Annotated in this window: 20 protein-coding genes; 13 read left to right on the forward strand and 7 right to left on the reverse strand. The window is 72.3% G+C overall.

All coding sequences use genetic code 11. The annotated features are described in order from the left end of the window. Positions 1 to 152: 152 nt before the first annotated feature. From ACEXOR_RS10795 to ACEXOR_RS10805, 3 genes are read left to right on the forward strand one after another with little or no spacing between them, the layout of a single operon-like run. On the forward strand, positions 153 to 2,624 hold the full coding sequence (locus ACEXOR_RS10795) for a glycoside hydrolase domain-containing protein (RefSeq protein ID WP_374849641.1): 2,472 nt from the start codon (positions 153 to 155) through the stop codon (positions 2,622 to 2,624). Then, positions 2,621 to 3,913, forward strand: coding sequence for a glycosyltransferase family 4 protein (locus tag ACEXOR_RS10800; protein ID WP_374849642.1), 1,293 nt, complete (start codon positions 2,621 to 2,623; stop codon positions 3,911 to 3,913). Before ACEXOR_RS10795 ends, ACEXOR_RS10800 begins: the two co-directional genes overlap by 4 nt. 56 nt (positions 3,914 to 3,969) lie before the next feature. Beyond that, on the forward strand, positions 3,970 to 4,551 hold the full coding sequence (locus ACEXOR_RS10805; protein ID WP_374849643.1) for a TIGR03086 family metal-binding protein: 582 nt from the start codon (positions 3,970 to 3,972) through the stop codon (positions 4,549 to 4,551). A gap of 87 nt (positions 4,552 to 4,638) precedes the next feature. Here the strand turns inward: ACEXOR_RS10805 and ACEXOR_RS10810 are convergent, their stop codons facing one another. Together ACEXOR_RS10810 and ACEXOR_RS10815 are read right to left on the reverse strand one after the other, a co-directional pair. Then, positions 4,639 to 6,210, reverse strand: a complete 1,572-nt coding sequence (locus ACEXOR_RS10810; RefSeq protein ID WP_374849644.1) for an MDR family MFS transporter — start codon at positions 6,208 to 6,210, stop codon at positions 4,639 to 4,641. After that, positions 6,207 to 6,941 carry a TetR/AcrR family transcriptional regulator gene (locus ACEXOR_RS10815; RefSeq protein WP_374849645.1) on the reverse strand — a complete coding sequence of 245 codons (735 nt, stop codon included), beginning with the start codon at positions 6,939 to 6,941 and terminating at the stop codon, positions 6,207 to 6,209. Before ACEXOR_RS10815 ends, ACEXOR_RS10810 begins: the two co-directional genes overlap by 4 nt. 90 nt (positions 6,942 to 7,031) lie before the next feature. On the opposite strand from ACEXOR_RS10815, the gene ACEXOR_RS10820 reads away from it, so the two are divergent. From ACEXOR_RS10820 to ACEXOR_RS10840, 5 genes are all read left to right on the forward strand, one after another. Continuing rightward, positions 7,032 to 7,484, forward strand: a complete 453-nt coding sequence (locus tag ACEXOR_RS10820; protein WP_374849646.1) for a hypothetical protein — start codon at positions 7,032 to 7,034, stop codon at positions 7,482 to 7,484. Between the two features lie 34 nt (positions 7,485 to 7,518). Then, a complete protein-coding gene (locus ACEXOR_RS10825; protein ID WP_374849647.1) occupies positions 7,519 to 8,148 on the forward strand; it encodes a hypothetical protein in 630 nt (209 codons plus the stop codon). Positions 8,149 to 8,223: 75 nt separating this feature from the next. After that, positions 8,224 to 9,135: a hypothetical protein gene (locus tag ACEXOR_RS10830; protein ID WP_374849648.1), complete on the forward strand. Its 912-nt coding sequence runs from the start codon at positions 8,224 to 8,226 to the stop codon at positions 9,133 to 9,135. 111 nt (positions 9,136 to 9,246) lie between these two features. Further along, positions 9,247 to 10,218, forward strand: a complete 972-nt coding sequence (locus ACEXOR_RS10835; RefSeq protein ID WP_374849649.1) for a diacylglycerol/lipid kinase family protein — start codon at positions 9,247 to 9,249, stop codon at positions 10,216 to 10,218. A gap of 100 nt (positions 10,219 to 10,318) precedes the next feature. After that, entirely contained in the window at positions 10,319 to 10,675 is a 357-nt protein-coding gene (locus ACEXOR_RS10840) for a hypothetical protein (RefSeq protein ID WP_374849650.1), read from the forward strand. Positions 10,676 to 10,679: 4 nt separating this feature from the next. Here the strand turns inward: ACEXOR_RS10840 and ACEXOR_RS10845 are convergent, their stop codons facing one another. From ACEXOR_RS10845 to ACEXOR_RS10860, 4 genes are read right to left on the reverse strand one after another with little or no spacing between them, the layout of a single operon-like run. Beyond that, positions 10,680 to 12,140 carry an LssY C-terminal domain-containing protein gene (locus ACEXOR_RS10845; protein WP_374849651.1) on the reverse strand — a complete coding sequence of 487 codons (1,461 nt, stop codon included), beginning with the start codon at positions 12,138 to 12,140 and terminating at the stop codon, positions 10,680 to 10,682. A 33-nt stretch (positions 12,141 to 12,173) separates the two neighbouring features. Beyond that, the gene (locus tag ACEXOR_RS10850; protein ID WP_374849652.1) at positions 12,174 to 13,682 is read right to left on the reverse strand and encodes an MFS transporter; all 1,509 of its coding nucleotides are present in this window, start codon (positions 13,680 to 13,682) and stop codon (positions 12,174 to 12,176) included. Next, complete coding sequence (locus tag ACEXOR_RS10855; protein WP_374849653.1) at positions 13,679 to 14,086, reverse strand: hypothetical protein; 408 nt, start codon at positions 14,084 to 14,086, stop codon at positions 13,679 to 13,681. The genes ACEXOR_RS10850 and ACEXOR_RS10855 overlap by 4 nt, the downstream gene beginning before the upstream one ends. Position 14,087: 1 nt before the next feature. After that, the gene (locus ACEXOR_RS10860; RefSeq protein ID WP_374849654.1) at positions 14,088 to 14,840 is read right to left on the reverse strand and encodes a class I SAM-dependent methyltransferase; all 753 of its coding nucleotides are present in this window, start codon (positions 14,838 to 14,840) and stop codon (positions 14,088 to 14,090) included. A 205-nt stretch (positions 14,841 to 15,045) separates the two neighbouring features. Between ACEXOR_RS10860 and ACEXOR_RS10865 the strand changes: the two genes are divergently transcribed. After that, on the forward strand, positions 15,046 to 17,094 hold the full coding sequence (locus ACEXOR_RS10865) for a cellulase family glycosylhydrolase (RefSeq protein ID WP_374849655.1): 2,049 nt from the start codon (positions 15,046 to 15,048) through the stop codon (positions 17,092 to 17,094). Positions 17,095 to 17,174: 80 nt separating this feature from the next. On the opposite strand, the gene ACEXOR_RS10870 is transcribed toward ACEXOR_RS10865, so the two are convergent. Continuing rightward, positions 17,175 to 18,386, reverse strand: coding sequence for a geranylgeranyl reductase family protein (locus tag ACEXOR_RS10870; RefSeq protein ID WP_374849656.1), 1,212 nt, complete (start codon positions 18,384 to 18,386; stop codon positions 17,175 to 17,177). A gap of 147 nt (positions 18,387 to 18,533) precedes the next feature. Here ACEXOR_RS10870 and ACEXOR_RS10875 point away from each other — a divergent pair, with 147 nt between their 5' ends. The 4 genes from ACEXOR_RS10875 (at position 18,534) to pstC (ending at position 24,111) form a co-directional block, all read left to right on the forward strand. Further along, complete coding sequence (locus ACEXOR_RS10875; RefSeq protein WP_374849657.1) at positions 18,534 to 19,577, forward strand: oxygenase MpaB family protein; 1,044 nt, start codon at positions 18,534 to 18,536, stop codon at positions 19,575 to 19,577. Positions 19,578 to 19,701: 124 nt separating this feature from the next. Further along, the gene (locus tag ACEXOR_RS10880; protein WP_374849658.1) at positions 19,702 to 20,595 is read left to right on the forward strand and encodes a lytic transglycosylase domain-containing protein; all 894 of its coding nucleotides are present in this window, start codon (positions 19,702 to 19,704) and stop codon (positions 20,593 to 20,595) included. Beyond that, the gene (locus tag ACEXOR_RS10885) at positions 20,592 to 22,850 is read left to right on the forward strand and encodes a serine/threonine-protein kinase (protein WP_374849659.1); all 2,259 of its coding nucleotides are present in this window, start codon (positions 20,592 to 20,594) and stop codon (positions 22,848 to 22,850) included. The genes ACEXOR_RS10880 and ACEXOR_RS10885 overlap by 4 nt, the downstream gene beginning before the upstream one ends. Before the next feature lie 109 nt (positions 22,851 to 22,959). After that, positions 22,960 to 24,111 carry a phosphate ABC transporter permease subunit PstC gene (gene pstC / locus ACEXOR_RS10890; RefSeq protein WP_374849660.1) on the forward strand — a complete coding sequence of 384 codons (1,152 nt, stop codon included), beginning with the start codon at positions 22,960 to 22,962 and terminating at the stop codon, positions 24,109 to 24,111. Position 24,112 lies beyond the last annotated feature (1 nt).

Consider the following 24,112-nt stretch of genomic DNA (forward strand, 5'->3'; position numbering starts at 1 on the left):
ACCCACCCCGCGACCCCGAGGAGCCCCATGAACCAGCCGCGTACCCCCGCGTCGCATCCGTTCGCCGTTCGGACACCCGGCGTTCACCGTTCGGTCGCAGCCGAAACCTACGCTCCCACAACCACCACGCCGATCGAGAGGAGCGCGTGCGCATGATCGACCGCGTCGACCCGTTCATCGGCACCGAGGTGACGGCGCTGCCGCCGCAGACGGGGCTCGCCGCCACCTGGTGGTGGCCGAAGCCCCAGATCGGCAACACGCACCCGGGTGCCACCTTCCCGCTCGGCATGGTGTCGGCCTGCGCCTACTCCGGCGCCTACCCGACGGGGTACGGGCGCTACGACCTCAGTCTCGAGGGGGTGCCGAGCACCATCCACGACACCCAGCTGGCCAGCGGCTTCACGCACTTCCAGCAGTCGGGCACCGGCGCCATCCGCAAGTACTACAACTACTTCCGCGTGACGCCGATGGTGGAGCCGCTCGACGTTCTGGGCCGCACCTGGGAGATCACGGAGGAGAGCGCGAGCCCGGGGTACTACTCGGCCACCCTCGACTCGGGTGTCACGGCCGAGATCACCGTCGGGCCCAAGAGCGCGGTGCACCGGTACACGTTCCCGCGGCACTCCAACGCGCGGGTGGTGATCGACTTCTCGCTCGGCGGGCTCGGCATTCCCTACGGTGCCACCATTCCGCTGCGGGCCAACCTCGAGTCGATGGAACCGGGTGTGGCGCGGGGTGAGATCGTGGCCGAGGGCGCCTCGATCGCCGTTCACGTGGAGTGCGACAACCCGCAGTGGCGGCAGATGCTCTGGTACGACCGGCGGCTCATGCCCGGGGGCACCAAGCTCGCGCTCGACCACATCCGCCCCACCACCCTGCGGCCGTTCGGACTGATGTGGGCCGGGCCGAGCGAGCCCGGGCAGACCATCGAGCTGCGCATCGGCTTCTCGCTGCGCAACGTCGAGCAGGCCGAGCGCAACCTGCGCGCCGACTGCGGCCCGGGCCCGGCCCGGTTCGACGCGCGCCGCGAGCGCACCCAGAAGACCTGGCGCAAGCATCTCAAGACCATCGCGGTCGACACCCCGAACACCCAGCGCAAGACGGTGTTCTCCACCGCGCTCTACCACTCGCTGATCAAGCCGTGCTTCGCGCCCTCGGAGAGCCCGTTCTGGCCGAGCGACGGACCGTTCGCGTTCGACCTCTCGACCATGTGGGACATCTATCGCACGCAGCTGCCGCTGCTCATCACCCTCTTCCCCGAGAAGGCCGTCGAGCTCGCCAACGCACTGCTGACCATCTGCGAGGAGGAGGGCAACTTCCCCATCGGCTACCGGCTGGCCAGGGGCGGTGACCGGTTCTCGCGGCAGGGCAGCGCGCTCGCGCACACCTTCCTGGCCGACCTGTGCCAGGCGGGCATCCCGGGCGTCGACTGGGAGTGGGCGCTGGTGCACATGTCCGACGACCTGCGGCGCACCTACGGCGAGGAGTTCCTGCTGCGGGGGGAGGCGCATCCGATCAGTCACACCCTCGACCTCGCCTTCGGCTACTGGTGCACCGCCAAGGTCGCCCGCCAGGTGGGCGACAAGGCGCTGGCCACCCAGTTCGAGGCGCTCGCGGCGCGCTGGATCAACGCCTACGACCCCGACTCGGGCCTGCTGAAGGACTCCACCTACTACGAGGGCAGCCGGTACAACTACTCGTTCCGCCTGCAGCACGACATGGCCGGCCGCATCGAGGTGAGCGGGGGCACCGAGCGCTTCGTCGAACAGCTCGACGCGTTCTTCGGCTACGGTGCCGAGCCCGTGACTCAGCCGGGCAACCGTCCGGATGCGCAGGAACTGCTCGCCGGGTACGTGCTCGGGCGCTTCGAGGGGCTCAACAACGAGCCCGACATGGAGTCGCCGTGGACCTACCACTACGCCGGCCGCCCCGACCGCACCGCCGAGATCGTGCACAACATCGTGCACCAGCAGTTCGGCACCGGCCGCGGGGGGCTGCCCGGCAACGACGACTCCGGCGGGCTCAGCAGCTGGTACGTGTGGGCGTCGCTCGGCATCTTCCCGGTGGCGGGGCAGAACATCTTCCTCGTCAACGCACCCTCGTTCCGTGAGGCGACGATGGCGGTGCGCGGGGGCGATTTCGTCATCCGCACCGAGGGCTTCGTCGAACCGGTGGCCGGTGGCCCTGTTCAGTACGTGCAGCGCATGTGGCTGAACGGGCATCCGCTCGAACGCACCTGGATCTCGGGCGACGAGCTGCACCGCGGCGGCCAGCTCATGGTGGAGCTCGGGCCGGAACCCGGTGAGTGGGGCACCCGGGTGCTGCCGCCGTCGCATCCGGCCGACCACTCGGCCACCGCGGTGAGCTCGGCCGAGGCGGGTGCCGCAGCAGCCTTCGCTTCGGCGCAGCAGGTGGCGTCGCTCGTGGCCGAGTCGCTCACCGCCGAACAGGTGGAGGAGGAGTTGGGGGCGGCGACCGAGGTGACGGATGCGCCCGCTGCGGCACGACACCCGGATTCAGAGCGCCCCGCCGGCGAGCACGCCGAGACCGGTCACCCGAACACCGACCACCCGAACACCGACCACGAGGGCCGTGAGCCCGGCACGACAGGAGACACCCCATGAACGCCATCCGTAATCGCCTGGTCATCGTGGTGCGCGCCGATCCGGTCATCTGCGGCCATTCGGTGGAGGGCCGCAACCTCGCCGAGACGGCTCTCACCCGCGGCTTCGACGAGGTGCGCATCGTCACCTGGCCGATCGAGCGTCTCGAGGCGGCCGGCCTGCCGCTCAAGCCGCTCGACTCGGTGCTGCCCTACAGCCCGGGCATCATCGTGGAGCGACCCGCGCCGGTCGGCGACTACAAGGTTCCCGACGGGCGCTACCTGGCCGGCATCACCGGCCGCCTGGTGGAGCTGTTCACCGACGGGGTGCCCACCGTGGCCCTCTCGCTCTACCTCAGCCCGCACACCATCGCGGTCTCCGACGCCGTACGCGCCGCCTGGGGCACCGGCCTTCCGGTGAACGTCACCACCATCGCCGAGGCCGTGGGCAGCGACGTCACCAACGTGGTGCGCACCGCGGTGGAGGAGGGGCGGCTGGGGGCCGCCGCGCACATCCTCTCGTCGTACCTCAGCCAGGACCACTGCGTGGCCGTGTCGGAGTACACCCGCGACCTCATCATCAGCGAGGCCGAGCGGGTCGACGAGCAGCACGGCACCCGGTTCGCCGAGCAGTGCCGTGACCGCATCGTGGTGTCGTACCCGGCCATCGATGCGGCGGCCTACCTCGACCTCGACGAAGAAACCAAGTTCGCCGAGCTCGAGTCGCGCGGGCTCGTCGACGACGGGTACCTGCTCTTCCTCTCCCGGTTGACGGATGCGAAGGGTGTCGACGACCTGATCGGCGGCTTCGAGCGCAGCGAGGTGGGGCGCACCACGGAGCTGCCCCTCGTGATCGCCGGGCGCGGGCCCCAGGCCGGGGTGCTGCGGGAGCTGGCGGCCGCTTCGCCGCTGGCCCACCGCATCCGTTTTCTCGACGATGTGGGCGATGCCGAGAAGCCGTACCTGATGGCGGGCTGCGCGGCGTTCGTGCTGCCGTCGAAGCCGCGGCCGGAGTTCGTGGAGACCTTCGGCATCGCTCTCGCCGAGAAGATGCTGGCGGGTGGCGGGCCCGTGATCACGACGCTCACGGGCGGCATCGGCGAGGCCATCGGCGATCACGCGATCGTGGTTCCCGTGAACGACCCGGAGGCGGTGGCCGCGGCGATCGACCGGGCCGTGCTGCACACCACGCCCGAGCAGCGTCGGCAGTGGGCCGACGAGGCGCGGGCCTACGCGCTGCAGTTCGACCGCCACACGGTGTTCGACAAGCTCTTCGAGCGCTTCCCGCGCACCGAGGGCGTCTCGGCCTAGCCGCCGCGCCGACCTGCGGGGGAGGCGTCGGTGGAGTGGGGCGGTAGCGTGAGCGGATGCTGCCCGAGGATGCCGCGCGTCGCCACGAGGTCGTGGCCGGGAGGTTCGCCGAGCTCACGCGCGGCGTGCTGCAGGGGGAGTGGGATGCGCCCGCCCCTGTGGAGGGGTGGACCGCGCGCGACGTGGTGGGCCACCTCGTGGGCTGGTTCCCCGGGTTCCTCGAGTCGGGCACGGGTCTCGTGCTGCGGAGCGGTCCCGACGTCGCGGTCGACCCGGTGGGGGCGTGGCGTGAGCACGCGGCGCAGGTGCAGGCGCTGCTCGACGACCCGGCCACCGCGGATCGCCGCTTCTCGAACCCGCACACGGGCGCGCATCCGCTGGCAGTGGCCGTCGACATGTTCTACACGGCCGACGTGTTCATGCACTCGTGGGATCTCGCCGTGGCGACCGGCCAGCCGATCGAGCTCGATGCCGAGTTCGCCGAACGGCTGCTCGCCGGCATGCGGCCGATCGAGCAGGTGATGCGCAGCTCCGCCCAGTACGGGCCGGAGGTGGAGGTGCCCGAGGGCTCCGACGCGCCGACCCGCCTGCTCGGCTTCATCGGCCGCGACCCGTTCTGGGCACCCCCGCCCCGCTGACCCGCCGGCGCCCCCGCGACTCGTCCCGAATCAGCGCGACACGCCGTGTCGCGGCCCGATTCGGGACGAGTCGCGGGGGTGGGGCTGCTACTCGGGGCGCACCACGGTGGTCTCGAGCGGGATCTCCTTCACGAAGCACAGCAGCAGTGCCGCCACCAGCATCAGCGGCACCAGGTAGAGGTACACGGGGCTCAGCGCGTTCGAGTACGCCTCCACGATGATGGTGTGCACCTCGGGCGGCAGCGCGTTGATGGCCGCCGGGGTGAGCGCGTTGGTGTCGGTGGGCAGCGCGCCGCCCCCGCCTCCCAGCTGAGTCGCGGATGCCGCCAATTGCTCGGTGAGCCGGGCCACGAAGAGCGACCCCACCACCGCAGAACCGAGCGACGCACCGATCTCGCGGAAGAAGTTGTTGCCCGCGGTGGCCGTTCCCACCATCGAGTGCGGCACGGAGTTCTGCACGATGAGCACGAGCACCTGCAGCGCCAGGCCGATTCCGAGGCCGAGCACCGCGAGGTAGACGAGCACCAGGCCGAGTGGCGTGTCGGCGCGCATCGTGGAGAACAGCACGAGGGCGCCGGCCACCACGAGCGAGCCCACGATGGGCATCCACTTGTACCGGCCCGTCTTCGAGATCAGGAAGCCGCCGCCGATGCCGGTGACGAGAAGACCCGCGAGCATGGGCAGCAGCATGAAGCCCGAGGTGGTGGCGTTCACGTTGTTGACGATCTGCAGGAACGTGGGCATGTAGCCGATGGCGCCGAACATCGAGATGCCGATGGCCAGACCGCCCAGGGTGGTGAGCGTGAAGTTGCGGTTGGCGAACAGCGACATCGGGATGACGGGCTCGGAGCTCCGGCGCTCGATCAGCACGAAGGCGACACCCGCGACGACCGTGGCGATGATCAGCCCGATGATCTCGGGGGAGTTCCACTCGTACTCCGTGCCGCCCCAGGATGCGGTGAGCACGAGGGCAGACGCCGCGATGGCGAGCGTGATCATGCCGGCGAGGTCGATCTTCGGTTTCGCCGAGCGGTCGCGCGCGGGCAGCTTGATCAGGGCGACGGCGGCCACGATTGCGGCGAGGCCCAGGGGCACGTTGATCCAGAACGCGTACCGCCAGCTCAGGGTGTCGGTGAAGAGGCCGCCGAGCAGCGGGCCGGCCACGGAGGACAGGCCGAACACGGCGCCGATGAAGCCCATGTACTTGCCGCGATCACGGGCCGGGATAACGTCGGCGATGATGGCCTGCGACAGGATCATCAGCCCGCCGCCACCGAGGCCCTGGATGAACCGGCCCGCGATCAGCCACTCCATCGACATGGCGAATCCGCCGATGGCCGACCCGAACACGAAGATGCTGAGGGCGATGACGAACAGCGACTTGCGGCCGATGAGGTCGCCCACCTTGCCGTAGACCGGCATCACGATGGTGGAGGCGAGGATGTACGCGGTCGCCACCCAGAGCATGTGGTTCACGCCGTCGAGCTCGCCCACGATGGTGGGCAGTGCGGTGCCGAGGATGGTCTGGTCGAGGGCGGAGAGCAGCATCGCCACCATCAGGGCGGCGAAGATGAGGTTGACACGGCGCTTGGTGAGGCCGGTGGCGGGGTCGTCGACGGCCGCGGGGGCCGCCTTGCTGATGTCGGGTTCGGTGGTCATGCGTTCCTCGAGGAGTCGGGCGTGCGTCGGGCGGATGGAGATGAGGGGGAGTCTGTGGGGTCGGCCGGCGGAACGGGGTGCGCCGCGGCGGCGGTGCGAAGCGACTCGAGAGCCTCGGTGACGTAGGTGCCCACCGGGGAGCGAGAGCCCGATCCGCGGCTCCACCGCTGCATGGCGAGCCGGATGACGCCGCCCACGAGCACCACGACGGCCCAGGCGCGCTCCTCGCGCTCGGGCTCGGGCACCACGCCCTCGGCGTCGAGCAGCCGTCGGGCCGCCTCGGCGAGTTCGGCCTCAATGTCGCCCAGGGTCTGGAAGTCGCGCGCGAGCAGGTGCGGATTCTCGAGCATCACCCGCCGTTTCTTCATCTGGTACTCGGCCGAGCCGAGGTCGAAGGCGCTCAGCTCCTCGATCACGGCCTCGACCAGCGTCTCGACGACGCCGACCCCGGCGCGCCACGAGATGTGGCCGAACCCGAGGCGGGGGAAGGCGCGGGAGTTGCCGAGCACCGCGTCCTCCTTGCCGGCGTAGTAGTTGAAGAACGTGCGGCTGGTGATGTCGGCGCGGGCGCTGATGGCCTCCACGGTGACGTCGGCGAGCGGTTGCTCGGCCGCGAGCTCGACGGCGGCCACCTCGATGGCCCTGGCCGTCTCGCGCTTCTTGCGCTCGCGGAGGCCCGGCTGCTCGGCGTCGCCGGACGCGGCTGTCGGGGCGGCGGAAGTCGTGGTCACGGAGAAATAATTGCACACGGTAAAACTTTTCGCAATGCGAAGCGAAGGCGCTCACGGCGGCCGTCGCCGTACCGTCCTAGAGTCGACGAGATGGATGCCTGTGCCCGACTCTGCTCGCTCGTCGGCGAGATCGTCGAGAACGCGCCCGATGCGTGGTCGGCCCGTCGTCTGATGGTGGAGATCGGCGTGCAGGCGGCGGGGGTGCGCCGCGGTCCGTTCTGGCTGATCGACGCCGCCACGGGAGGCCGCAACGTGATCCGCGGCACGGGTTTCGCCCCGCCGTTCGACGACGCCACCCGGGGTCAGGCGCGCCACTTCGCGGGCATCGTGGCGGTGGCGGCGCGCCTGGGCCCGGGCATCGCCCGGCGGGCGAGCATCGTGCTCGGCCGCGATCATCCCGACTCCGCCGACGGGCGGTTGACGGATGCGGCGGTGCAGTTCGCGCGGTTGCTCAGCTCGGGTGAACTGACGCGATCGGAGGCGGCCGACTGGCTCGCCCGGCGTATGTGCGCAGCCGGCCCGGCGGGCTCGGTCACGCCGTAGGCTGGATGCGGAGCGAAGCGACGAGGAGACGAAGATGGTGCGGCGGCGCGTGAAGCGACCTCGCTGGTTGGCCAGCGGCGAGCCGATCGCACCCCCCGAGCCCCTCTCGGCCGACGAGATCGACGCCGCCATCGCCGACGGCGTGCTGATCGCCCGGTTCTCGGCTGTTCTGGCGCTGAAGAACCGCCTCATCGTGGCCGCCCTCCGTGACGACCGGTCGTTCGAGGCGAGCACGGCCGCCGCCTACGCCCGGGAGGTGCTGGAGGAGCTCGCGCTCGAGCAGGAGCACAACTCCGAGCACGCCAGCGAGGTGATCGAAGAGGCCCAGAGCGACCGCGGCGTGGCCCGCCACCAGCACGACTACAAGGCGCGCGACGTCGACATGCTCGGCGCCCGACGCCGGGTGTACGAGGAGGTGGCCCAGCGCATCCGTCGCGACTCGGCCGACGACGTGGCGGTCGCCCTGCTCGTCGACGACGCTCGCACCCGGGCCTGGGAGGAGATCTCGCGCGAGATCGAGTCGAGACTCGACCGGGTGCGCGTGGCCGCCGACGTGGTGGTCGACGACGACTACCGCCGGCACCGCGCCGAACGGATGCGCCGCGTACGCGAGTTCGACCTCTGGGAGCTGGCCGACAGCCGGTACAAGCGACCGCGGCGCTGACCCGCCGCGGGCAACCGGTCGGGGAGCGGCGGCGAACCTCGGGTGCGAGTACATTCGTGACCGGGAGGACGCACCGTGCCCGATGAGATCGCCGACGCTTTCACGACGCTCGCCGCTGCCCTCCGCCCGGATGCGGTCGAGGTCGACGAGACGCGCTTCCTCCGGGGCGATGCCGGGGCCGCCCTGCTCCGGAGCGATCGCGTGCGCCGCCTGGCCGACACGGGGTCGTTCGCGCACGGTACGGCGGTCGCGGGTGCCAGCCGGTGGGATGTGCTGGTGGTGCTGCGGGGCGCGAGACCGCGCACCCCGGCCCGTTCGCTGGACGCCCTCCAGGCCGCGCTCGTCGAAGGCGTCGGGGCGGGCGGAGAGCCGGCCCGCGCCCTCGCCTCCTTCGCCCCGAGGGTCGAGAACGCCGATTCGGTGGTCGTCGAGCGTCCGGGTACGGCGGGTCTTCAGCTCCGGCCGGCCTACGAGGTGGCCGGCTCCGCCGGCGGTCAGGACGTGGATGGCGCAGCGCTGTGGGTGGCGGATGCGGCACATCGGTGGGTTCAGCACCTTCCGGAGGCGCGCGAACTGCTGCTCTCGCGGGTAGACGACGGGGGAGCGTTGCGTGACCTCATCCGATTGCTGTTGGCGTGGAAGCACACTCACGGGGTCGCCGTCTCGTCGTACTACCTCGAGACCGTAGCTCTCCGGCAGTCGTTGCAGCAGCGGTCGTTCAGTCTGCTCTGGGATGTGTGCTGGGTGTGGGAGCGGCTCTCCTCCGACGGGTTGCGCCCGCTTCCCGACCTCACCAGCCCGTCGGGGGTGCAGCTCGTGCGGGCCACGGCGTCGCTCGGGCGATCGCTGGAGGCCCAGTTCCCCGTCGAGCGCGCGGCCTCCAGCGCCCGGGGTGCGGTGAACGCCTATCTCGACGGCGATTCCGGCACGGCCCGGCGGTATCTGACCGCGGTGTTCGGGGCGGCATTCCCCGCGCCCGAGCTCTGACGGTGCCGGGCGACGGGTGGCCCGAGCTCTGACGGTGCCGGGCGACGGGGTGCCCGGGCCTCGGCGGCAAGGGGGCGGTCGTCGCGGCGCCTCGGTGGTACCGTCGCCCGCATGACCACGCCCCGCGCCGCTCTCGTGTACAACCCCATCAAAGTCGACCTCGATGCTCTGAAGACCGCGGTCTCGGCCCAGGAGTCGGCATCGGGCTGGGGCGAGACCCTCTGGCTGGAGACCTCGGTCGACGACCCGGGTCAGGGGCCGGCGAAGAAGGCCCTCGAGGAGGGTGTCGACCTCGTGATCGCCGCCGGGGGAGATGGAACGGTTCGCGCCGTCGCCGAGGTCCTGCACGGCTCCGGGGTACCCGTGGCCCTGCTGCCCTCGGGCACCGGCAACCTTCTCGCCCGCAACCTCGACTTCACGCTCGACGACGTCGAGAACGCCCTGCAGACCGCCTTCACCGGCCACGACCGGCCGATCGATCTCGGGCTCGTGCGCATCCGGCACGAAGACGACACGGTGACCAAGCACGCCTACCTCGTGATGGTGGGGCTCGGACTCGACGCGAAGATGCTCGCAGCCACCGACGACGAGCTCAAGGCCAAGGTGGGCTGGCTCGCCTACGCCAAGGCCATCGTGACGGTGCTGCGCGACAAGAACCAGCTGCGTCTGCGGTACAGCCTCGACGGCAAGCCGGCGCGGAGCGTTCGCGCGCACACGATCATGGTTGGCAATTGCGGGTCGTTGCCGGCGAACATCCTGCTGCTCCCGGATGCGGCCGTCGACGACGGCCTGTTCGACATCGTGCTGCTGAGGCCGGAGGGGTTCTTCGGGTGGCTGCAGATCATGGGCAAGATCTTCTGGGAGAACGGCGTGCTGCGCCGCACCTCCGTGGGCCGCCGCCTGATGGGCTCGGCGCGCGAGGTGCGGGCGCTCAACTACCTGCGGGGCAAGGAACTCGTGCTGCGGCTGCAGCGCCCCGAGGAGATCGAGCTCGACGGCGACGGGTTCGGCACCGCCATCGCCATGAAGACCTGGATCGACCCGGGCGCACTGCTGGTGCGGATGCCGGCCCACGTGGGCTGACCCATACACCAAGCGAACTAGAGAATCAATCCCTGAGTAGCCTGACGGCCTTATTGCTAGTCTGTCTAATTATCAGACGGCTCGGTCGGAAGGACTCGCCATGGCACTTCTCACGAACATCACGGCAGCCAGGGCACCCCGCATCGAGGAGGGCGCGCCCAGCGCCTCCATCGCCGCGCCGCTGAACTGGTCGACCCCGGAGTCGAAGCTCTGGATCGCGGCCCGCCGGGGCGAGTACGCCGGCATGATCGAGTACACCGAGGGCCACTTCATGGCCACCGGGGCCACCGGCTTCGATCTGGGCGCCTTCAGCAACCTCACCCAGGCGATGGAGTCCGTCGATCGCGGGGCCCTGCCCGGCCGTCTGCCCGTCGGGGTGCTCTCGAACGTGGCGATCGTGTCGGCCGTCGTCGCGCTGTCGATGGTGGGCATGGGCCTGACGGTCATCGCCGCCTGACCGGTCACAGCGCGCCGCGTTCCGCCTTCTTGGTTCGGGGGCGACGGGCGTAGTCCCGGGCGCGGCCGCTGGACAGCGCCACCAGGATCAGGATGTCCAGCGACACCCCGATGAGGTTGGTGCCGAGGGTGATCCTCGCTCCGCCCAGGTGGTCGACCAGCGCGATCAGCAGGTTGATGGTGCTGAACGTCATCACCATCACGCGCGCCACGTTGCTGCCGAAGAACATCACCACCCCGAACAGCACCTGGGCGAGCCCGAACGCGGCCGACACCCCCACCAGCACCCACAGCACCAGATCGCTCGGGTCGATGTCGCTCGGCATCGGATCGCCCGTGTCGATCGAGACGAGGTCGCGGGCCCCGTTCCAGTCGAACAGCACGGTGGCGATGAGCAGCAGCGGAGTGAAGGCGCGCAGCACCACCACGGCGGCCCCGAACACGATCGGAGCCGGACGCCGCACGGTCTTGTCGGGCACCGGGGAGGGATTGGAACCCACGTGCGGTGTCGGCACCGGCGCCTCCGCCGCGGCGACGGCGGCGGCCGACGGGGTGACGGCCCGCAGGTCGATGACCGGCAGATCGCCGTCGGTGACGATCGCGTCGCCCCCGCCGTTCCGCGAGTGGTACCCCGTGGCGAAGTCACGCAGCACCTCGACGGCCACGGCCGGATCGGCCTCCCGCACGGTCGTCACGATGTGGTCGCGCTCGACGTCGGTGTTCTCGTCGATCTTGTGGGTGATCTGCAGGGTGAACAGCGAGAAGCCGACGGCCCGGTCGTAGGTGCCGGCCGCGAGCCAGTCGGTGGCGTGCCCTCCCGGCAGCAGCCAGCCCTCCGGGCACCGCCAGAACCGAACGTGGTGGCGCTTGGCGGGATTGCCCTTCACCTCCTGCTGGTAGGCGAAGTCCTGGTTGCGGCCGAACAGCATCAGCGGGCTCACCGGAGCCTCGTGGTAGCTCTGCCGCAGCACGGTCGACGACACGATCCGCAGTCCGCTCACCAGCGAGAGGTCGTCGGCCCTGGTCCACCCTGCGGCCTGCATGGCCGTGTGCAGCTGCTGCTCCGAGCCGAGCAGCCCGAGGTTCACCGGGTCGCCGAGCAGTCCGTCGCTCGTGCGGGTGCGACCGATGAAGTAGTTCGGAACGTAGATGTTGGTGAGGATGCGGTGCAGACGCGGCAGGGCGATGTAGGCCACCAGAACCCAGAACACGAGGTAGAACCACACCTGGGCCCAGCCCGACTCGAAGCCCTCGGTGAGCACCAGGTAGGCCAGCCACACGGCGGCCACGCCGGCCACCACGAAGAAGAGGTTGTCGAGAACGGCGCTCAGCGACACGCGACGGTGCCGGGTGCGCGGGCCGTGCCCGGGCACGCGCTCGGCCGCGCCGGTCGCGCCGGGTGCTCCGGCCGCACGGGTCGCGCCGGGTGCTCCGGCCGGCGGATCGCCGTCGATCGTCTCGGGCATGCCCCCCACGATAGCGGTGCGCCGCGCCCGGGGTCAGGCCCCGCCGTCGCCGGCCGGCCGCAGGTCCTCCACGCGGGTGCGCGGCATCAGGAGGGTGACCACGGCGGTCGCCACCGCCACCACCGCCACCGCCGTGAACACCGCCCCGGATGCGGCCACGATGGCCACCGGGTCGCCCGCTCCGGCCGCCGCACCGGGGGCGCCGCTCGCGGTGCCGCCGGCATCCGTCGCCCCGCTCATGGCGGCCTGCGCGAGGATGCCGTTCGCGATGGCGCCGAACACGGCCACCCCCACGGCGCTGCCGATCGACCGGGCGAAGAGGTTGCTGCCGGTCACCACGCCGCGCTCGTTCCAGGCCACGCTCGACTGGGCCACGATCACCCCGGGGGTGGCGGCCAGACCGAAGCCGAGGCCGATCACGAAGCAGGGGATGGCCACGCCGGCCACCGACGGGGTCGCGGCCAGCAGGGCCAGGGCGACCGTGCCGACCACCGAGATGCCGATGCCGATCAGCATCGTCGAGCGGAAACCGATGCGGGTGTAGAGCCGTCCGGCCTGAGACGCCGACACGGGCCAGCCGAGTGTGAGGGTGGCCAGTGCCAGACCCGACAGCAGTGGCGAGACGCCGATGGAGCCTTCGAGATAGGTGGGCACGTAGGAGGTGAGCCCGATGAGCATCGCGCCGATGCCGAGGCTCACCAGCGTGGTGGTGAGCAACAGTCGGCGGGAGACCACCCAGAGCGGCAGAACCGGCTCGGCGGCACGACACTCCACGAGAACGAAGCCCACGATGGTGAGGAACGCCAGCGCGAAGGCGCCGAGGCTCGGCGGCGAGATCCAGCCCCAGGCCTGGTCGCCCTCGAGCAGCCCCAGGATGAGTGCGGTCATGCCCACGGTGAGCAGAGCGGCCCCCGCGTAGTCGATGCGGTGCGGGCGGCGCTCGATGCGCTCGTGGAAGTGGCGCACGAGCATCCAGCCGGCCACGAGGCAGAGCGGGATGTTGACGAAGAAGATCCAGCGCCACGAGGTGAACTCCGAGAACAGCCCGCCCAGCGTGGGGCCCACCACCGACGAGACCGCCCAGACGCTCGCGATGTAGCCCTGCACCTTGGCGCGCTCGGTGACGGAGTAGATGTCGCCGGCGATGGTGATGGCCATCGGCTGCACGGCGCCCGCACCGAGACCCTGCAGGGCGCGGAAGGCGATGAGCGCCGGCATGCTCCAGGCGAAGCCGCAGAGGATCGACCCCACCAGGAACAGGCCGATGCCCACCAGGATGACCAGCTTCCGCCCGATCATGTCGGAGAGCTTCGCGTAGATGGGCACCGAGACCGCCTGCGCCAGCAGGAAGATGGAGAACAGCCACGGGAACTGGGCGAAGCCGCCGAGGTCGTCGACGATGGAGGGCACGGCTGTGGCGAGGATGGTGCCCTCGATCGCCACGAGGCCCGTGGTGACCATGAGGGCGGCGAGCACCGGGCCGCGCTCGCCGCGGAGACCGATGCCGGGGGGCTTGGGCTTGGGCTTGGTGCGCGGGGTCATGCCAGGGGTGTGGCGGAGTCGAGGTGGGTCTGCACCGCGGTGAGCAGACGCTGGAAGGCGTAGGGGGCTTCGCGCAGCTCGGCACGGCCCGCGATGGGGGCGGCGCGGTGCCAACGGGCGGCCACGTTCACGATCTCGTGCTCGATCAGGGTGTCGGTGGCGGCGTGCCCGCCGGCGGGCCCGGCGGCGCCGGCGTGCTCGGCGGCGGTTCGCACGCGGTACTCGGCGCGGTACCACCACTCGCCCTGCACCACGAGGGTTCGCGCGGGCTCGTCGACGAGGGGCGCGGCCGGGGCGAGCTCGGCTCGGAGGGCGCGGAAGACCGCATCCGGAGTCGCGTCGAGATGGCCGGCGAACGAGCGCAACACCGTGTGCCTGGCCGGTCGCTCGAGACCCGTCGCCACCTCAGATGCCCCGCGCGATGGTGACGCGCGTGAGGTAGGGGAGCGGGTAGCGGTCGCGGCCGGCGAGGTCGGGGTGGGTGTCGAGCAGGTCGTCGAGGGCGCGGAACAGGGCCTCGCGATCGGGGTCGTCGAGGGCGATGGTGCTGCTGCGCGAGGCCACGAGGTCGTGCAGCCCGGCGCGGTCGAACTCCTTCACCCAGCGGAACTCGGCGTGGGCGTCGCGCCGCAGCGGTTCGGTGACGGCCGGGCGCACGGTGTCGTACTCCTCGGCGATCGAGGCGCCGACCACGCGGGTGAGGCGGGAGACCCAGTCGGCCGACTCGTCGCGCACGTTCCACACCAGCGCCAGCACGCCGCCCGGTCGCAGTACGCGGGCGGCCTCGCGGCAGGCGGCCTCGGCATCGACCCAGTGCCAGGACTGGGCGAACGTCACCACGTCGGCCGAGGCGTCACCGAGCGGCATCGCCTCGCCGGTTCCCTCGACGGCGAGCACCCCGGGAAGGGCGGCGGCGAGCCGCGAGCGCATCTCGGGGTCGGGTTCGACGGCGGTGACGGATGCGGCCCGGCCCACCAGCGAGGCCGTGAACTTGCCGGTGCCTGCTCCCACGTCGACCACGTCGGGCAGGGCGTCGTCGTCGGTGGCGGCGCGGGAGAGCAGCCACTCCACGGCGTCGTCGGGGTAACCGGGTCGGCCGCGCTCGTACGCCGAGGCGGCTGCGCCGAACGAGAGTGCGAGCCGAGGGTCTTTCGCCATGCGTTCATCCTGCCACCGCACGGGTACCCCCTCGCCCTCGGGCTCTCCTCGACCCGTCGCAAACCGCCCTTTCGGACGCTGTCGAGGGCGGTTTGCGACGGGTCGCAGTCATTCATGCGGGATGCGCGTGGGCGGCCGGGTAGGGTCGAGCGAAGATGAGGGGCGGGCGTCGGAGTCCGGCCCCTGACGACTCGGGAGTGGTGTGATGGGATGGCGGGCCGGTGCGGTGGCGATGCTGCTGGTGGCTGCCGTCGTGGGCACCGCATCCGTGGCGTCGGCCTCGGACTCGGCCTCGGCCGATGCCGAGACCGTGGCGGACGGGGTTGTGGCCGCTGCGCCGGGTGGGGCGGGCCAGGCCGTGGCCGGCGCTGACCTGGTGGGCGGTGGGGGAGCGGGTACCACTGTGGGCGGTGGCGCGGGCGGCGTGGCCGGAGGCGCGGTCGCGCCGACGGCGGGGCCGTCGGGCAGCGCCGGAGCACGCCTGCACACCGGAACGGCCGGTCCCGGCCCGATCGGGTCGGGGAGCACCGTGACGCCGCGGAGCTCCGCGGCCGCCACCCCGGGCGCGAACCCCGGTGCCGGCACGACCACCTCGCCGACGGGCGCCGCCGCACCCGGCGTCCCGGGCGGCACCGGCGCATCCGTCGACCCGGCCTCGGCCGCGGCGAGCCTGCCGGGCGCCCTGCACACCGACGGTGGACGCATCGTGACCGCCGACGGCAGCACCTACGTGATCAAAGGCATCTCGTGGTTCGGCATGGAGACGTCGAACTGCGCGCCGCACGGCCTGTGGTCGATCAGCCTCGACGCCGGGCTCGCGCAGATCGCGTCGATGGGGTTCAACACCATCCGGCTGCCGTTCTCGAACGAGTGCATCGGGCAGTCGGTCACCACGTCGATCAACGCCTTCGAGAACCCCACGCTGGTCGACCTCACGCCGCTCGAGCTGATGGACGCGATCGTGCAGACCGCGAAATCGTACGGCCTGAACGTCATCCTCGACCGGCACCGGCCCGATTCGGCCGCGCAGTCGAACCTCTGGTACACCGACCGGTACCCCGAGTCCGCGTGGATCGCCGACTGGCAGATGCTCGCCGAACGCTACCGTTCCGAACCGAGCGTGATCGGCGTCGACCTGCACAACGAGCCCCACGGCGAGGCCTGCTGGGGCTGCGGCGACGAGTCGGTCGACTGGCAGGCCGCCGCCACCCGGGCGGGCAACGCCGTGCTCGCCGTGAACCCCGACCTGCTCGTGATCGTCGAGGGCGTCGAGCGCCAGAGCGGCGGCGACTCCACCTGGTGGGGTGGCGGGCTGGCGGATGCGGGCTCCGCGCCGGTGTCGCTGGACGTCGCCGACCGCGTGGTGTACTCCCCGCACGACTACCCGGCGTCGATCTTCGCGCAGACCTGGTTCGACGCATCCGATTACCCGGCGAACCTGCCGGGCGTGTGGGATGCGAACTGGGGTTACCTGGCCAAGGAGAACATCGCGCCGGTGCTGGTGGGGGAGTTCGGCTCGAAGCTGCAGACGGAGTCGGACCGGCAGTGGTTCGAGTCGATCGTGGCGTACCTGGCCACCACCGGGATGAGCTTCTCGTACTGGTCGTTCAACCCGAACAGCGGCGACACGGGTGGCATCGTGCAGGACGACTGGGTGACACCGCAGGCGGAGAAGGTGGCCGCACTGGCGCCGCTGATCGGCACGGGCACGGTCGTGACGCCGCACGGGCCGGCGGAGGGGCCGGCAGCCACGGGTACGCCGTCGCCGACCGGGCCGTCGATCCCCGCCCCGACTGCGTCGTCGGTCTCGCCCACCACGACCGGGCCGCGGATCGGCGGCGTGGCCCGCGACGGGGCCCCGGGGCCCGGCGGTGTTCCGTCGACGCCGGGCGGCACGTCCGGGCCGTCGACCGCTCCTGGCACTTCGTCGCCCGCCGTTCCGGCACCGGGCGGGAGCGGCGACCTCACGTCGAGCTGGGCGCTGCAGAGCACTTGGGGCGAGGGCTACGTGGCCGAGCTGACGGTGACGAACGCCGGCGGATCGACCGGGTGGACCGCATCCTGGGCCGACCCGGGCGCCACTTCGGTGGTGAACGCGTGGGGCATGACCTGCTCGCTCGCCGATGGCGTGATCACCTGCACGGGTGCCGACTGGGGCCGCTCCGTGGCGCCGGGCCAGACCATCACCGTGGGTGCGCAAGTGCGCTCCACCTCGCCACCCACCTCGCCCGCCATCACGCTCAGCGCGCGCTGAGCGCTCGCTCGCGCGCGCTCGCGCGCCGTTGCGTCGCGCAAACACGTGTTCAGCCCGCGCTCACGACGTCTTCGTGCGACTCAACGTGCTCGTGGGGTGATGGCGCGGGCCAGAGCGAGGGATGCGCGGTGCGAGGCGAGGCGGGCGAGCGAGGTGCGGCCCCGGCAGAAGCGCACGAACCAGTCGGCTCCGGCACGGGTGCCGAGCAGCAGGTGCACCAGCGCGCGCCGGGACTCGAAGGTGCGCAAGAGGGCGGCGCCCACGACCTGCTCGGGTTCGAGCACGGCCTGCACGCGGCGTTCGTAGCGCTCGAGTGCCGGCATCCGTTCGCCGTCGATCGCGTGGTCTCGAGCGGCCGCGGCGGCCGCCTCGCCCGCCCACAGTCCCGAGCGCAGGGCGAACGAGATGCCCTCGCGGGTCCACGGTTCGAGCAGGCCGGCGGCGTCTCCGGCCACCAGCACCCGACCGCGCCGGAGCGGCGACCCGGGCGTGCGCCACTGCGTGAGATGCCCCGACGAGTGCAGCGTCTCGGCCCCGGCGAGCCCCAGGTGCTGCCGCCACGCCGCGAGGTAGGCGCGGGTCTCGTCGGGCGAGCCCTTCTCCTGGATGACCCCGACGGTGAGCGAGTCGCGCTTGGGGAACACCCAGGCGTAGCTTCCGGATGCGGCGCCCCAGTCCAGTTGCACCCGGTCGCGCCAGGCGTCGGCCTCGGCCGGCATCGCCACCTCGTCCTCAAGGCCAAGGTCGACGCCGCCGAGCTGCACACCCACGTGGCGGGCCACGCGGCCGCTGGTTCCGTCGGCGCCGATCACGATGCGCGCGGTAGCCGTGCCGTGGGCCGTGCGCACCTGCACCGTGCCGTCGTCGCGCGGCTGGATCTCACGAACGGCCACACCGTCGACGAAGCGGGCACCCGCATCCGTCGCCGCCTCGGCGAGAGCCTGATCGAGCACCGAACGCCGCACCATGGCCAGGTACGAGGCAGGGCGCTTCACGACCAGCCGGCGGCGGAACCGGTCGGTCACCACCGATTCGCACACGCTCGACTCGACGGCGCGCCGGGCGCTCTCGGGCAGCAGCTCGAGCGACTCGCCGAGCAGGCCGCCGCCGCAGGTCTTGTAGCGGGGAAAGCTAGCCCGGTCGAGCAGCAGAACGGATGCCCCCGCCTCGGCGGCGGCGCGGGCGGCACTCGAGCCGGCGGGCCCGGCGCCCACGACCACCACGTCCCACACCAGACCGGCGGCAGCCCACTCGGCCCCCACCTCGGACGGCGGACTCAGGTGCTCGGGCATGCCCCGAGCCTACGTGGCCCCCGCCCCCGCCCTCGCAGACCAGATCCGTCGATTTCCGCCCTTCCCGGCAGGTTTTGGGGCGGAAATCGACGGATCTGGTTGTGCCAGGTCGGGATGATCCGAGGAGGCGGTGGTAGCGTCGCGCTCATGCTGCGGCTCGCCGACATCGCGCCCGAGGGCATTCTGCTGGCGGGCGCGGGGCGGGCCATCCTGCTGCAGATCGCGTTGCCTGCGGTGGGGTACGGGGTGGCGCGGCACAGCGATTTCGCGGCGCGGCCGATGGCACGGCTGAACTCGACGCTGAGCTACATCTACGCCCTCTCGAACGGCGATGCCGACGACGTGCGCCGCATGCGCCGGGCGGTCAACCGCGCCCACGCGCCGGTGCGCAATCCGCCGCGCCCGGCCGGGCAGGCCACCGGGCCCGCCGCGGCCACGACGTCTGCCTCGGACGTGGAGCCCACCTCCGCCGGGGATGCGGCGACGACCCCCGCGCAGAACGCGGCGCCCGCCTCCGCCGGGGTAGCGGATGATGTCACCGGGCTGGGTGCGGAAGACGCACTTCGCGCTAGCCGGATCGCGGATGATGCCCCGGCGGGTGCGGGTGCGGGTGCGGGTGCGGGTGCGGGTGCGGGTGCCGCGCCGGCGGGTGCGGACGCCGGGCCGCGGGCGGGCGACCCCGCGTTCGACGCGCGCGATCCCGAGCTGCAGCTGTGGGTGGCCGCGACGCTGTACGACACCGCGATCACCGTGTACGAGCGGGTGTTCGGCGCGCTCGACGACGAGAGCGCCGAGGCCGTCTACCGCGAGTACGCCGTGCTCGGCACCGCCTTGCAGATGCCGCCTGGGTTGTGGCCCGAGAGCCGGGCCGCCTTTCGTGAGTACTGGAACGGCATGCTGCCCCGCCTCACCGTCGACGCTCCCGTTCGGCAGGTGGCCCGGGATCTGCTGAGGGCCGAGAAGGCCGCCCTGCCCGTCCGGATGGCGATGCCGATCGCGCGGCTCGCGACCGTGGGGCTGCTGCCCCCGACTGTGCGAGCCGCCTTCGGCCTCCGCTGGACCCGGCCGCAGCAGCGCCGGCTCGACCGGCTGTTCGCGCTGGTGTCGCCGGTGTACCGGGCGCTGCCCGCGCGCATCCGTCGCCTGCCCCAGCGCCACTACCTCGGCAACCTCGCGAAACGGTACCCCTGACCACCCTCCGCTGAACTACCGCCACCGCCGGGCCGCGGCCGACCGCCGCAGTCGACGGATCACGGACACGTGCCCTTAAGCTTCCCGACGCCTGGCCTTCATCCGGTACCGGGATCGTGCGGACATGACTGCGCGTGCCGGACTGGGCCTCCTCGTGGCCGGCATGCTGGCGCTCGCCGCCTGGATCGGCGTGGGCGCGCTCTCCGCCCCCGGGGCCGAGCGCCCGGCTGCGGCGGTGGAACCGGCCCCGGTGCTGCAGGCCCTGCCGCTCGGCGGCACCGTGCCCGATGCTCAGAGTCCGGATGCCGCGGGCTCACCGAGCGGATCCGACACCGCAGCGACCGCCCCGCCCGGTGGGAGCGACGTCACCGCAGCGATGCCCGGAACCGTGGCCGAGAGCCCCGCCGGCCGCCCGGCCGCCGCCCCCGCCGTCACCCTCGTCGACGGGGCCTGGGCCGACGCCGTCGCCGCTCGCACCGGCATCCCGCCTCGTGCGCTCGTGGGCTACGCCGCCGCCGCCCTCACCCTGCTCGTCGAGCAGCCCTCCTGCGGACTCGGCTGGAACACCCTCGCGGCCCTCGGCGACGTCGAGTCGGGCCACGGTACGCACGGCGGCTCGGCCATCGACGACTCGGGTACCACCCGACCCGCCATCCAGGGTCCCAGCCTCGACGGCACCGTGTACGACGGCATCCCCGACACGGATGGCGGCGCCTACGACGGCGACGCCCGCTGGGATCGCGCGGTCGGCCCCCTGCAGTTCATCCCCGAGACGTGGGCGACGTGGGGCGCCGACGGCGACCTCGACGGCCGCGCCGACCCGCAGCAGATCGACGACGCCGCGCTCGCCGCCGCCCGCTACCTCTGCCACTACGGCGCGCTGACCGACCCCGGCACCTGGCGCACCGCCGTGTTCGCGTACAACCACGTGGAGAGCTACGTCGACCTCGTCGCGACCACGGCGAACTCCTACGCGGCCTGGGCGGTCGAAGGCACCGCCGAGGGCTCCGCCGGATGACGGTTCCGCCGCCCGGCAGTCCCGACGGGTCGCCGGCCGAACCCACCGGCGCGCGGGCCGACGGCGGGTACGGCCTCATCTCGGGTCGCTACCGGCTGGGGGAGCTGCTCGGCAGCGGTGGCTCGGCATCGGTGTTCCAGGCGGTGGACGTCGCGACCGGCGAGAGGGTCGCGCTGAAGATCCTGCACCCCCATCTGTCGCGCTCCACCGCGGCGCGGGAGGCCTTCTTCGTCGAGGCGCGGGCGGCCGAACGCCTGCTGCACCCCAACATCGTGCGCGTGCTCGGGGTGGGGGTGCACCGCCTCGGTGGGCACCCGGCGGGCCCGTCGGATGGCGGCGCCCCGCGAAACGGCGACCCCCACGGCCGCAGCGGCAGCCACCGCGGCGACGAGCCCGGCGAGGTCGCCGACGGCGCCGACGGCGACGACTCCGCGGGGGAGCCCCGCGCCTGGATCGCCCTCGAACTCGCGCCGGGCGTCACGCTCGCCGAGGAGGTGGAGCGCCTGGGGCGGCTGCCGGTGACCGAGGCGCTGGCGGTGGCCGACGGCGTGCTCACGGCGCTCGAGTACGCCCACGACGCCGGCCTGATTCACCGCGACGTCTCGCCCGCGAACGTGATGCTCGCGCGGGACCCCCGCGGACGGCTGCGGCCCTCCGGCGTGCGCCTGCTCGACTTCGGGCTGGCCGACGCCGCCGGCCGGGCCGCGGTGGGCGCCGATGTGCTGCGCACCCCCGGCGCCACCGCCCCTGCGGGGGTGCTCGGCAACGCCAACTACGTCTCGCCCGAGCAGGCCAGAGGCCTCCCGGTCGACGAGCGGGGCGACGTCTACCAGCTCGGCGCCACGCTGTACTTCGCCCTCGTGGGCCGCCCCCCGTTCGTGCGCGACAGCGTCGTCGCCACGCTCGCCGCCCATCAGGATGCGCCGCCGCCGGTGCCGTCGGTGGCCCGGCCGGGCGTGTTGCGTGCCGTCGACCGGATCGTGGTGAAGTCGCTCCTGAAAGACCCCGCCCTGCGGTTCTCGTCGGCCGCCGAGATGGCGGTCGCCGTGCGCGCCGCCGCAGCGCGGGCGGCCGCCGCCGACGGCGGACGGGTGCCGCCGGTGGGCGGAGCTCCCGCGCATCCTGGGTCCGGTGGTGCCGGCGGCGATGCCGCGACCGTCGTGTTCGGCGCCGCGGCCGTCTCCGCCACCGGGTCGTTCGCGGCCGGCCGAGGAACGGCGACGTCTTCAGGGGCACCGGTGTCGACCGCCGACGCCGTGACGACCGCCCTCCCCACGGCACGGTCGAGGCGGGGGGCCGCGCCCGGCGGCGCATCGGGGGCGGGTGGGATGCCGCCGGGCGCTTCGGCGACCGGCACCCGCCCGCCGACCGGCCAGCGCCCGGCAACCGGCCGGCGCGCTGGAGCCGGACAGGGTTCGGGACTCGGCGCCCACACCGGATTCGGGGCAGGCGCCGGATCCGCGCCCACCGGACTCGGCTCGGGCTCGGCGCCCGGCTCGGCAGGCCCCTCCGGCCCCGCGGGCACGGCCTCCGCCGCAGCCCTGCCCCGCCACGGAGCTCTGGCCCTCTGGCTCGTCGCCGGCCTGGTGCTCGTGCTGCTGGTGACGGCCTGGTCGCTGACGGCCACCGGCGCCGGCCCTGCCCCCTTCGCGGCCCCCACGGCCAGCGCGCAACCCTCCGCCGCACCCGCGCCGACCACGGCGGCTCCGCCCGTGCAGCCGGTGTCGGTGCCACTGCGCGCCGTGCCCGCCCTGGTGAACGGCACGCTGGACGCTGCCCAGGCCGCTCTCTCGGCGGCGGGGCTCGCTCTCGGAGCCGTGGCTCAGGAATCGTCCGCGCATCCGGCCGGCACGGTGCTGCAGGCCGACCCGGCGGAGGGTTCGCAGCTCGCCGAAGGCACCGCCGTGAACCTCGTGGTGGCGTCGGGTTCCAACGTCGTCCCCGAGCTCGCCGGCAGCGACCAGTCAGCGGCCGTGCAACGGCTGCGGGACTCCGGCTTCAGCGCGACCACGTCGACAGCTCCCAGCGCAACCTCCGCTGCGGGTCAGGCACCCCCCGGAACCGTGCTCGCGATCACTCCCGCCGCCGGAACGGTGCTGCCCCTCGGCTCCACGGTCGCCCTCGTGATCGCCCCCGCACCGGCCGCGACGCCGACCCCGGTGGCCACCCCGTCGCCGACACCGGCATCCACACCACCGCCCACCACCACGCCGTCGCCCACCACCGACCCCACGCCACCCCCGAACGCGGGGTGAACCTGGGTGTGGCCTGGCTTTTCTCCATGAGGGGGAAACGCCTCCTTCACACCGTGGACTCCGGCCGTTCATCCGGCGACCGGAGCATCGGGCGCATGGCTGGTGGCTCGTGACGGATAAGGACGTCTTTCAGACGATTGAGGACGTCCTCCTCGAGAACGAACGCACCGACGTCATAGCCCCTGTCGGCCACGACGAGTTCGTGGGCGATCGCGTCGCCGGTGCGGGTGGCGCGGGAGGATCGGACGGCGCGCCGGGCGACGAGCACGACGGCTCAGGGCGCGAGGGCGCGCCCCGTCGGCGGTCGCTGAAGGCGCGCCGTTCGACCTCCGACACGGTGTTCCAGACGGTGGCCTTCACCGCCGGCGCCACCACCGTGGGCATCATGCTCGCAGTGGGGCTGTTCCTGTCCATCCGGGCGGGCTCGGCGCTCCAGGTGTCGGGCATCTCGTTCCTGTTCGAGCAGGAGTGGTCGCCCGAGACGCAGAAGTTCGGCATCGCGGCGGTGCTGTTCGGCACCGTGACCATCGCGGTGATCGCGCTCTGCGTGGGGTTCCCGCTCGCGTTCGGAACCGCACTGCTGCTCTCCGAGGTCGTGCGCGGCGGGCTCCGGTCGTTCCTGGTGTCGTTGGTCGACCTGATGGCGGCGGTGCCCAGCATCGTGTTCGGGCTCTGGGGCGTGTTCTTCCTGCAGCAGGCCGTCATCCCGGTCTCGCAGTGGATCTCGACCTACTTCGCCTGGATCCCGATGTTCGCGGTGACCGGGGAGGACGGATCGACTCTCACGGAGGCGAGCGCGTTCACCTCGTCGGCCTTCATCGCGGGCATCGTGGTGGGCCTCATGGTCGTGCCCACTCAGGCCTCGGTGATGCGGGAGGCCTTCTCACAGGCCCCCATCGGCGAACGCGAGGGCGCCTTCGCACTCGGGGCCACCCGCTGGGGCATGATCCGAACCGTCGTGCTGCCCTTCGGCCGCGGCGGCATCATCGGCGGCACCATGCTCGGCCTCGGGCGTGCGCTCGGCGAGACCATCGCGGTGTACATGATCATCTCGCCCATCTTCACCATCAACTGGCAGGTGCTGAAGACGGGTACCAACTCGGTCTCGGCCCTCATCGCGCTGCGCTACGGCGAGGCGAGCGAGTTCGGCCTGTCGGCCCTGATGGCCGCCGGGCTGGTGCTCTTCCTGATCACGCTCGTCGTGAACTTCACCGCGTCGTCGATCGTCGCCCGCTCGCGCTCGGGCGCAGAGAGCCTCTGAG

Origin of the sequence: Herbiconiux liangxiaofengii, from assembly GCF_041927335.1 — a bacterium.
In the GTDB taxonomy this organism is placed as follows: Bacteria; Actinomycetota; Actinomycetes; order Actinomycetales; family Microbacteriaceae; genus Herbiconiux; species Herbiconiux liangxiaofengii.

Coding starts and splice junctions, on each gene's coding strand:
- ACEXOR_RS10795 (WP_374849641.1), top strand. CDS start 153: ATGATCGACCGCGTCGACCCGTTCATCGGCACCGAGGTGACGGCGCTG.
- ACEXOR_RS10800 (WP_374849642.1), top strand. CDS start 2,621: ATGAACGCCATCCGTAATCGCCTGGTCATCGTGGTGCGCGCCGATCCG.
- ACEXOR_RS10805 (WP_374849643.1), top strand. CDS start 3,970: ATGCTGCCCGAGGATGCCGCGCGTCGCCACGAGGTCGTGGCCGGGAGG.
- ACEXOR_RS10810 (WP_374849644.1), bottom strand. CDS start 6,210: ATGACCACCGAACCCGACATCAGCAAGGCGGCCCCCGCGGCCGTCGAC.
- ACEXOR_RS10820 (WP_374849646.1), top strand. CDS start 7,032: ATGGATGCCTGTGCCCGACTCTGCTCGCTCGTCGGCGAGATCGTCGAG.
- ACEXOR_RS10825 (WP_374849647.1), top strand. CDS start 7,519: ATGGTGCGGCGGCGCGTGAAGCGACCTCGCTGGTTGGCCAGCGGCGAG.
- ACEXOR_RS10835 (WP_374849649.1), top strand. CDS start 9,247: ATGACCACGCCCCGCGCCGCTCTCGTGTACAACCCCATCAAAGTCGAC.
- ACEXOR_RS10840 (WP_374849650.1), top strand. CDS start 10,319: ATGGCACTTCTCACGAACATCACGGCAGCCAGGGCACCCCGCATCGAG.
- ACEXOR_RS10845 (WP_374849651.1), bottom strand. CDS start 12,140: ATGCCCGAGACGATCGACGGCGATCCGCCGGCCGGAGCACCCGGCGCG.
- ACEXOR_RS10850 (WP_374849652.1), bottom strand. CDS start 13,682: ATGACCCCGCGCACCAAGCCCAAGCCCAAGCCCCCCGGCATCGGTCTC.
- ACEXOR_RS10860 (WP_374849654.1), bottom strand. CDS start 14,840: ATGGCGAAAGACCCTCGGCTCGCACTCTCGTTCGGCGCAGCCGCCTCG.
- ACEXOR_RS10865 (WP_374849655.1), top strand. CDS start 15,046: ATGGGATGGCGGGCCGGTGCGGTGGCGATGCTGCTGGTGGCTGCCGTC.
- ACEXOR_RS10870 (WP_374849656.1), bottom strand. CDS start 18,386: ATGCCCGAGCACCTGAGTCCGCCGTCCGAGGTGGGGGCCGAGTGGGCT.
- ACEXOR_RS10875 (WP_374849657.1), top strand. CDS start 18,534: ATGCTGCGGCTCGCCGACATCGCGCCCGAGGGCATTCTGCTGGCGGGC.
- ACEXOR_RS10880 (WP_374849658.1), top strand. CDS start 19,702: ATGACTGCGCGTGCCGGACTGGGCCTCCTCGTGGCCGGCATGCTGGCG.
- ACEXOR_RS10885 (WP_374849659.1), top strand. CDS start 20,592: ATGACGGTTCCGCCGCCCGGCAGTCCCGACGGGTCGCCGGCCGAACCC.